At 66.2% G+C, this 7,658-nt stretch carries 9 protein-coding genes; 4 read left to right on the top strand and 5 right to left on the bottom strand.

Annotation, left to right across the window (positions count from 1 at the left end; translation table 11 throughout):
* On the bottom strand, window positions 1-569 hold a 569-nt coding region (locus RMO81_RS14880; RefSeq protein ID WP_310476707.1), incomplete at its 3' end, for a DUF3667 domain-containing protein.
* Between the two features lie 131 nt (window positions 570-700).
* Here RMO81_RS14880 and ssb point away from each other — a divergent pair.
* Window positions 701-1,228, top strand: coding sequence for a single-stranded DNA-binding protein (ssb, locus tag RMO81_RS14875; RefSeq protein WP_310476705.1), 528 nt, complete (start codon window positions 701-703; stop codon window positions 1,226-1,228).
* A gap of 17 nt (window positions 1,229-1,245) precedes the next feature.
* Here ssb and RMO81_RS14870 read toward each other — a convergent pair whose 3' ends face one another.
* Window positions 1,246-1,746 (bottom strand): DUF177 domain-containing protein, encoded by a 501-nt coding sequence (locus tag RMO81_RS14870; RefSeq protein ID WP_310476702.1) that lies wholly within the window; start codon window positions 1,744-1,746, stop codon window positions 1,246-1,248.
* Window positions 1,743-2,291, bottom strand: a complete 549-nt coding sequence (locus tag RMO81_RS14865; RefSeq protein WP_310476700.1) for a ubiquinol-cytochrome C chaperone family protein — start codon at window positions 2,289-2,291, stop codon at window positions 1,743-1,745. The genes RMO81_RS14870 and RMO81_RS14865 overlap by 4 nt, the downstream gene beginning before the upstream one ends.
* Window positions 2,292-2,395: 104 nt before the next feature.
* Between RMO81_RS14865 and RMO81_RS14860 the strand changes: the two genes are divergently transcribed.
* The 3 genes from RMO81_RS14860 to RMO81_RS14850 all read left to right on the top strand — a co-directional run bounded on the left by RMO81_RS14860 (window position 2,396) and on the right by RMO81_RS14850 (window position 5,505).
* Complete coding sequence (locus RMO81_RS14860) at window positions 2,396-2,875, top strand: outer membrane protein assembly factor BamE (RefSeq protein ID WP_310476698.1); 480 nt, start codon at window positions 2,396-2,398, stop codon at window positions 2,873-2,875.
* Window positions 2,876-2,889: 14 nt separating this feature from the next.
* Window positions 2,890-5,049, top strand: a complete 2,160-nt coding sequence (locus RMO81_RS14855) for a TonB-dependent receptor (RefSeq protein WP_310476696.1) — start codon at window positions 2,890-2,892, stop codon at window positions 5,047-5,049.
* A gap of 186 nt (window positions 5,050-5,235) precedes the next feature.
* Window positions 5,236-5,505 carry an SWIB/MDM2 domain-containing protein gene (locus RMO81_RS14850; protein ID WP_310476694.1) on the top strand — a complete coding sequence of 90 codons (270 nt, stop codon included), beginning with the start codon at window positions 5,236-5,238 and terminating at the stop codon, window positions 5,503-5,505.
* Window positions 5,506-5,576: 71 nt separating this feature from the next.
* Here RMO81_RS14850 and RMO81_RS14845 read toward each other — a convergent pair whose 3' ends face one another.
* Both RMO81_RS14845 and RMO81_RS14840 read right to left on the bottom strand, forming a co-directional pair.
* On the bottom strand, window positions 5,577-6,875 hold the full coding sequence (locus RMO81_RS14845) for a methyltransferase domain-containing protein (RefSeq protein ID WP_310476693.1): 1,299 nt from the start codon (window positions 6,873-6,875) through the stop codon (window positions 5,577-5,579).
* A gap of 92 nt (window positions 6,876-6,967) precedes the next feature.
* The coding region (locus RMO81_RS14840; protein ID WP_310476691.1) for an SDR family NAD(P)-dependent oxidoreductase at window positions 6,968-7,658 on the bottom strand (691 nt) is incomplete at its 5' end.

The raw sequence follows: 7,658 nt of genomic DNA, 5'->3' as shown, positions 1-7,658 counted from the left end.
TTGGCCAAGCGGCCGAGTTCGATCCCCGTCAGCAGGCTGCGGGTCGCTTCCAGCGCGGTCAATTCGTCAGTGTCGCCGCCGACGCGGGCTTCAGCGATTTCGCGATCAATTTCGGCAATCGACGTGTTCAGCTGTGGCTGGCTCGCGCTGGGAGCGCCGGTATTGAGCGAAACGTCGACGCCCTTATCGTCGAAGCTGACAAACGAAAGCACGAAGAACATCAGGAAAATGACCATCAGGAACAGCGGCACGGGCGCGACATAGCGGGCGCGCTGGCCTTTGATATAACTGCGGATCAGTTTGCCGGGCCGGAACACCAGCATCGGCAGCGTCGTCCACGCCTTGCCGTCGAAATGGGTGATGCCATGCAGAAATTCGTGAAACACCTCGCCCACGGTGCGGTGCAGATGGGCGCGCTGGCCACATTGGCCGCAAAAAGGCCCGGCGAGCGCTGTGCCGCAGTTGGGACAGGCGCCGCCTGGGCTGTGGTTGCCCGCTGGCTGATCGAGCGCATTGGCCGCCATTCCGGCCGTCACCAACGCTCCGGCTGCTTCGATCTGGTCAGACATCAGGCCCCCGGCTACCATTGCTTGCCCCGTTGCTTGGGCTGAAATCCACAGCAAAGGCAAGAGGGCAAGCCGCCACCACGTTGCGTCGCTGGCGGGCCGGCGCTACGGTCGGCACAAAGATTAGGGAGAGCATGATGGCCGGCGTGAACAAGGTGATATTGGTCGGACGATTGGGCAAGGATCCCGAATCGAAATCCTTCGCCAATGGCGGCAGCGTGGTGCAGTTCACCATGGCCACCTCGGAAACCTGGCGCGACAAGGCCAGCGGCGAACGCAAGGAAAAGACTGAGTGGCACAACATCGTCATTCGCAATGAAAACATCGGCAAGGTTGCAGCGCAATATCTGCGCAAGGGCAGCGAAGTGTATATCGAAGGCGCACTGACCACCCGCAAATGGCAGGATCAGAATGGCGCTGACCGGTATACCACCGAAATCGTGGTGGGCCCGTTCAAGGGTGAGATGACCCTGCTTGGCGGCCGTGAAGGCGGTGGCGGCGGCAGCGGTGGTGGTCGTGGAGACGATTTCGGTGGCGGTGGCGGCGGTGGCGGCTACGGCGGCGGCGCACCGGCAGGCGGCGGCTTTGGCGGCGCGCCGGCCGGTGGCGGCAAGCGCCCGGGCGCGTTCGACGACGATCTCGACGACGATGTGCCGTTCTGATCGGGCCAGCCTGAAGCTCAGTCTTTCTTCAGCACTGCAAACGGGCTGCGCAGGGCGATCGCTTCGTCTTCGCTGATCACGCCGGGCACGCGGACCGGCAGGCGCGGATAGGGATCGAGGCCCAGGGCAAAGGCCTGGGCTGCGATCTCACCCAGATCGACGATGTCCCCAACCAGCGGTTCGACCTCGAGATCGTTGCTGGACAGTTCCTGGTCGCCGCCTGGCGGCGTTTCCGGCGTGAGCAGCAGGGCGATGCGTTCCGTCACCAGAAACGGCACCGGCTCGGCGCTGGCCACGCAGGGCTGGGTGCCGGCGCCGTGCACCTGGCCGGTGATGCGAATGCCGGTGGCTTCGCGCTTCACCTCCAGCGCGGCGGTCAACTGGTCGAGCGCCAGCAGGTTGAAGCGCCGCGCCAGCGCCGCGCGTTCGCTGTCGTTGGTTTCCAGCATCAGCCGCTTGATCACGCCGCCAATCTCGTGGGCGCGCAGGATGTGGCTATATTCCGGTGTCGCGCTCATGCGGCAGTTCTCCATTGTCCGGCCAGCAGGGCCTCGGCACTGGTGGCAGCCAGTTGCAGCTGCAGCTGCAGCACGGCGGTGGCGACGAATTCGACGGCAGGTTCGGCCACCGTTTCGCCGCGATACAGATTGCGCCGCAGCGCTTCGGCCAGCGCGCTGTGATCGACACCGGCATCGCGATAGGCGCCCAATCGCCCGCCCAGCGCGGCCATCATGCGGCCCATATGCTTGGGTATCACCTGATCGCCGATCCCGTCCTGGCGCAAATTGCCTTCCATATCGGCCAGGAAACGATCGCCCAGATCGGCGGACAATTGCGCTGCCGGATGCCGGCCGTCGCCCGCCGACACTTGTTCCAGCCGCAGCAGCAGCAGCGACAGCACCAGCACCACCATGTCAAAGCGGCCATCCAGCGTGTCGGGTACCTGGCCTTCAACATAATAGGCCGACCGCCGCGCTTCTTTGACCACGGCGGCATAAAGCGGCTCGACCGGTGCTGGTGCAGCGCTGCCCATCAGGCGCTTCAGGCTGGAGAATAATCCCATGCGACGAGCGGCTAGCATAATCGCCCGGGCTGACATAATGAACTTGGCGAACAGGATTGTCGCAGCGGGGGCGGAGCGACTTTGGTGCGACGCTGGAGTGTAAGATGAAGACCGGACTTGCCACCATCGTGTTGATTGCCGCTGCGTTGGCCACCAGTGGCTGCTCGCGCATCAAGGCGCAGCAGGGCTATCTGATCGATGAAACCCTGTTCACCTCGATCCTGCCGGGTGTGGACAATCGCGAATCGGTGTCGCGCACCCTGGGCCGGCCCACGTTTGCGGCCCAGTTCGACAATGGCAGCTGGTATTATGTCAGCCGCCTGACCGGCCAATATGCCTTTGTCGCGCCGAAAACCCTGCAACAGCAGATCCTGATCGTCAGTTTCGATGCAGACGGCAATGTTTCGACCGTGCAGCGCCGCGGCATGGAAAAGATCGCCCGCATCAACCCGGTGGACGACAAGACCGCAACGCTTGGCAAGTCGGAAAGCTTCTTCCAGGAACTGTTCGGCAACGTCGGCCAGGTCGGTGCCGGTGGCGGCCCGCTTGGCGGCCAGCCGACTGGGCGCGACGGCCCGCGCTGATTGGCGGTGCCGCGATGCGCCGCACACCGATTCTGGTTGGACTGCTGGCTGGCCTGATTGCCGGTTCGGCGCGCGCCGCCGATCCAATCCCCGATATTGCTCCCGATCCTGCGGCCGAACCACGGCTGGAAGGCCGCTGGCTTGGCCTTGTCGCGTCCGACGTGCCGGCTGCCCTGTGGTGGGCTGGCCCTGCCCAGCGCGATTCTGCCGGCCCCGATACGCTGGGCGAAGCGCTGGCGGGCATTCCCGGCCTGATTGTCACGCCTGCCCCCGGCAATGGCACGGCCGCGCTGATCGTGCGCCACGGCCGCAGCCAGTCTGATCTCGGGTTTGGCCCGGTGGCCCAACCCGGTGCGCCGCTGCTGCTGGCTGGCCTGTTCGATTTCGATCTGTTGCTGGCGGCGCCCGCTGGCGGACTGGGCGGCGCGGCCGGTGAACTCAGCCTATCGCTGCGCCGGCCCGGTGCGAAACTGGCCGGGCTGGGTGAATTTGCCGCCGGTGCCTTTGGCAGCCGCCGCGGCCTTGCCCGCCTTGATGTGCCGGTCACCAAGGGCGTGCGGCTGGGGCTGGGCGGCCATATCCAGCATGATCTGGGCTGGCTGCAGAACACGGCCACCGGCGAACGGCTCAACCGTGGTCTGCGCGCCGGGCTGGCCGGCACGCTCGACATCGATCTTTCGCCGTCGCTTTCTGTGGCGCTCACCAGCCTTTATGCGCGCAGCAAGGCTGGCAATCTGCCGGCGTTTGCCTGCGACCCAAATTTGCCGGCCAATTGCGACGGACGCTTTACCAGCATCGGCCAGCGGCCACCTTCGCCTCAGCCCGCCCAGCGCTGGGGATCGATCTCGCCGGATCTGGCCACGATGCCGATGGGCCAGCGCGCCGATATGGCGCTGCATGATCTGCGGCTGGTGCATGCAGGTGACACGCTGCGGCTGGAACTCGTCGGCGCGCTGGCGCGGCAGACCGGGCAGCTGGGCCTGGATTTTTCGGCTGATCAGAAATTGGCGGCGCTGGCGACACCGGCGGGACTGGCCAGCAACAGCTATGGCCTGATTGCCCGCACTGTTGATGACAGCAAGGGCCTTGATCTGATTGGGCAGGTCGATCTGGGCCAGATTGTTGTGCGCGCCGGCGCCGGAGTGCGTGCGGCGCAGGCTCGCCGCGATGCCGCCGACACGTTGGCCGGAAGGGTGCTCGCCGATCGCCGCATCAGCCAGAACCGCGACAGCCTATATGGCTTTGGCCAGATGCGCCTCGAAGCCGGGGGCGGCCTGGCGCTGGAGGCCGGGGTGCGGGTGGACCGACAGACGCTGGCGCTGGTCGTGAGCGATCGCAGCAGCGTGTGTACGACTAATGCCTTGGCGTGCCTCGCGCCCGCTGGCCCGGCCCGGCAGCAACGCACGTTGGTCACACCCGAATTCGCGGTGTCGTGGGCGGCATCGCCGCAATGGCTGCTGTTTGCCCGCAGCGCCCGCAGCGCGCGGCTGCCGGGCTGGAACCTGCTGGCCCGCAGCAGTGCCGAACTGGTGCTGTTGCCGGCGGAAACCGGCTGGCACCACCACGCTGGGGTGAAGGCCGATCTGTGGAGCGGCCGGGTGCGGCTGGAGGCCAGCGGCTTTGCGGCGCGCACGCAGGCGCTGGTCTCGCCGCTGTTCGGCATTGATCCGCTGGCCATCGCAGTGGCAGCGACCCAGCGGCTCAACATGCGCAACCACGGCGCAGACATGGCGATCACGGCGCGCCCGATCGATGGCCTGGAACTGGCAGCCACGCTGGGCTGGCAACAGGCGCGCTGGACCGGCCCTGTGCCTGCTACTGTGCCGGTGACAGCGCCGATGCGGCCGCTGTATGCGCCCGATACGATGGCCAGCCTGTCGGCGGCGTGGCGGCAACCGTTGCCGGGCACTGGTTCCGTGCTGGTGCCACGGGTGACGGCGCGCTGGCGTAGCGCCATGACGGTTGGGCCGACGCTCGGTCTGATCGATGGCGTGTCGCCTGGCGGCTGGCAGGTGGCTGCCGCCCTGCAGCTGGAAATTCCCGATGGCGGCTGGTTGATGAGCCTGGAGTGCGAGAATTGCCTCGATCAGACGCTCACCGATGGCGCGGTGGTCGGCCTGCCCACGCTGAATCCGCCGCGCTGGTGGCAGCTCAGGTTCACCCGGCGGTTCTGATTGCCTGTATTTAAACGGTCCAAAGTGGCACGAAAGTCACGTTCTGGCGTGTTTTCGCGCATTATTGCGCTGCGATGACAAAATTCTGCTTGCACCGTGGGGGACAAGCCCGCTTTAAACCATTTATCAGGGGAAAACTGATGCAAGGTGCCCCCCGAGGGGCGTGTTTCACGAGAAGGGGAATTTATGGCCATTGAAGCCAAGAGCGGACGCAATACCTCGGCGCTGATGAAGCCGCTGACGCCGCAAGGTCCGCTCGCCGCAATTGTTGGCGACAGCCCGCTGCCGCGCGGCCAGGTCGTTGCCAAGATGTGGGATTATATCCGTGCCAACAATCTGCAGAAGCCGACCGACAAGCGCGTGATTCTGGCCGATGCCAAGCTGAAGCTGGTCTTCGGCAAGGACGAGTGCACCATGTTCGAAATGAACAAGTTCATCGCCCAATATCTGAAGTAAGTCCTTCGGAACGACAAGCGAGGGGCGCTGTCGGGGATGACCCGGCCGCGCCCCTTTCGCGTTCGGGTGCTTCAGTCCGCCAGTTTCCTGAAACGGGCGATGAAAAAGCCATCGATGCCGCCTTCTACCTGGCCGGGCAGAGTGCGCACCCAGCCATCGGCGGCTGGCTTCAGGCCGGCGGGCAGTTCTTCAGCGGCAATCATCTCGCGCGGCAGGCCGGCGATAACGCGTTCGGCGATGCGCTCGCCTTCCTGCGGGAACAGGCTGCAGGTGGCATAGATCAGCCGACCGCCGGGTTTCAGCCAGGCCGACGCGCGGCGCAGCAAGGCGGCCTGCAACAGGGTGACCGGCGCCAGATCGGTGGTGCCCTTCAGGTGCAGCACGTCGGGATGGCGGCGGAAGATGCCGGTGGCCGAACAGGGCGCATCGATCAGGATATGATCGAACAAGGCTTCCGGCTCCCAGCGCAGGGCATCGGCGGCGACCAGATCGGCGGTCAGCCCGGTGCGCGCCAGATTTTCGCGCACGCGCTCCAGCCGGTGATCCGACATGTCAAGCGCGGTCACCTTGCAGCCGCGCGCCGCCAATTGCAGCGTCTTGCCGCCCGGCGCGGCGCACAGATCAAGCACATGTTCCCCGGCCAATGCCGGCAGCAGCCGCGCGGGCAGGCTGGCCGCCAGATCCTGCACCCACCAGGCCCCTTCGGCAAAGCCCGGCCATTCGGTGATGCTGCCCTTGCGCGCGGCGCGAACATGGCCGGGCGCCAGGCTGATGCCATCAAGCGCCTGCGCCCAATGGTCTGTTTGCGACGGGTCTTTCAGGGTCAGATCGGTCGCCGGTTCCTCGGCCAGCGCGGCGCTGGCGGCATCGGCCACGGCCACACCCCAATCGCGCGCCCAGAACACATCGAACGGATCGGGCAGTCGCGGGACGGGCGGCAGCGTGGCCGGGCGCCGGATCAGGCTGCCCAATACGCCATGCACCAGCCGGCGGGGGCCGCCTTCCACCAGCGGCAGCGCGGTCGCCACCACGGCATGCGGCGGCGTTTCCAGCTTCAGCCAGCCGGCCAGCGCGACGCGCAGGGCATGGCGGGCGCGGGCATCGCCGGGCAGCGGGCGCGGTGTGGCGCTGTCGATCAACGCATCGAGTTCGGGCAGCCAGCGCAGGACGGTCAGCGCCAGCAGCCGCGCCAGGCCGCGATCCTGCGGCAGCGGCAGATCATCGGTGTGGCTGGTGGCGGCATCAAAAGGCGCGCCGCGATCGAGCACGGCCTGCACGATTTTCAGCGCTGCGCGGCGGGCGGCGACGCCGGTATCATCGCGGTTGGTGGTCGGGCGTCCATCACGGACAGGTTTGCGGGGTTGGTTCATCGCCAGCCCCATGCCTGAAAGTGGCGGATATGCCCACCCCCAGCAACGTCTACAGGCGGGCAGGGCGCGGCGACCAGGCTATTTCCGCCAGGCTATTTCCGCTTGCCCAGGAAATTGCCGATCACCTTGAAGTGAGACACCGGGAACAGCCGCACCATCCAGTCGATGAAGCGCGCATCAGGCCCGATCAACACGCGCAGGCTGCGGCGCTCCATGCCCTTGATGATGGTCTCGGCGGCCTGTTCGGGCGTGGTCTTCACCGCGGCCTCGAACTCGGCGGCGAAATCGGTGTTGGGGTCCTGCCCCGGCAGCAGCGCGATCTGCTTGCTGTTCCTGGCCACGTTGGTCTTGATGCCGCCGGGGTGAACGCGGATCACCGACACATTCGGATCGGTCACCGCCATTTCCATGGCCAACGCTTCGGTCAGGCCGCGCACGGCATATTTGCTGGCGTTATAGGCGCTTTGCGTGGGGTAACCCATCATGCCGAACACGCTGGAAATATTGACGATCCAGCCGATGCCATCCTTGGCGGCGCGCGCACGCACATGCGGCAGCGCGGCGCGGCAGCCTTCGACCACGCCGGTGAAATTCACTGCCATCACGCGATCGAAATCCTCGCGCGGGCAATCGGCGAACGGCGCCACCACCGACAGGCCGGCATTGTTGATGATGCCGTCCAGCCGGCCGAAATCGCGCACCGCGCTGTCCACCCAGTGCTGCAGCGCCGGCGTATCGGTCACATCCAGCGTGGTGATGCTGGCCGCGCGGTTGCCGAGCAGG

The sequence above is a fragment of the Sandarakinorhabdus sp. genome (assembly GCF_031422795.1).
GTDB lineage: Bacteria > Pseudomonadota > Alphaproteobacteria > Sphingomonadales > Sphingomonadaceae > Sandarakinorhabdus.
This window is presented reverse-complemented; position numbering and strand designations above follow the sequence as displayed.

Coding starts and splice junctions, on each gene's coding strand:
- RMO81_RS14865 (WP_310476700.1), bottom strand. CDS start 2,291: ATGGGATTATTCTCCAGCCTGAAGCGCCTGATGGGCAGCGCTGCACCA.
- ssb (WP_310476705.1), top strand. CDS start 701: ATGATGGCCGGCGTGAACAAGGTGATATTGGTCGGACGATTGGGCAAG.
- RMO81_RS14845 (WP_310476693.1), bottom strand. CDS start 6,875: ATGAACCAACCCCGCAAACCTGTCCGTGATGGACGCCCGACCACCAAC.
- RMO81_RS14870 (WP_310476702.1), bottom strand. CDS start 1,746: ATGAGCGCGACACCGGAATATAGCCACATCCTGCGCGCCCACGAGATT.
- RMO81_RS14850 (WP_310476694.1), top strand. CDS start 5,236: ATGGCCATTGAAGCCAAGAGCGGACGCAATACCTCGGCGCTGATGAAG.
- RMO81_RS14855 (WP_310476696.1), top strand. CDS start 2,890: ATGCGCCGCACACCGATTCTGGTTGGACTGCTGGCTGGCCTGATTGCC.
- RMO81_RS14860 (WP_310476698.1), top strand. CDS start 2,396: ATGAAGACCGGACTTGCCACCATCGTGTTGATTGCCGCTGCGTTGGCC.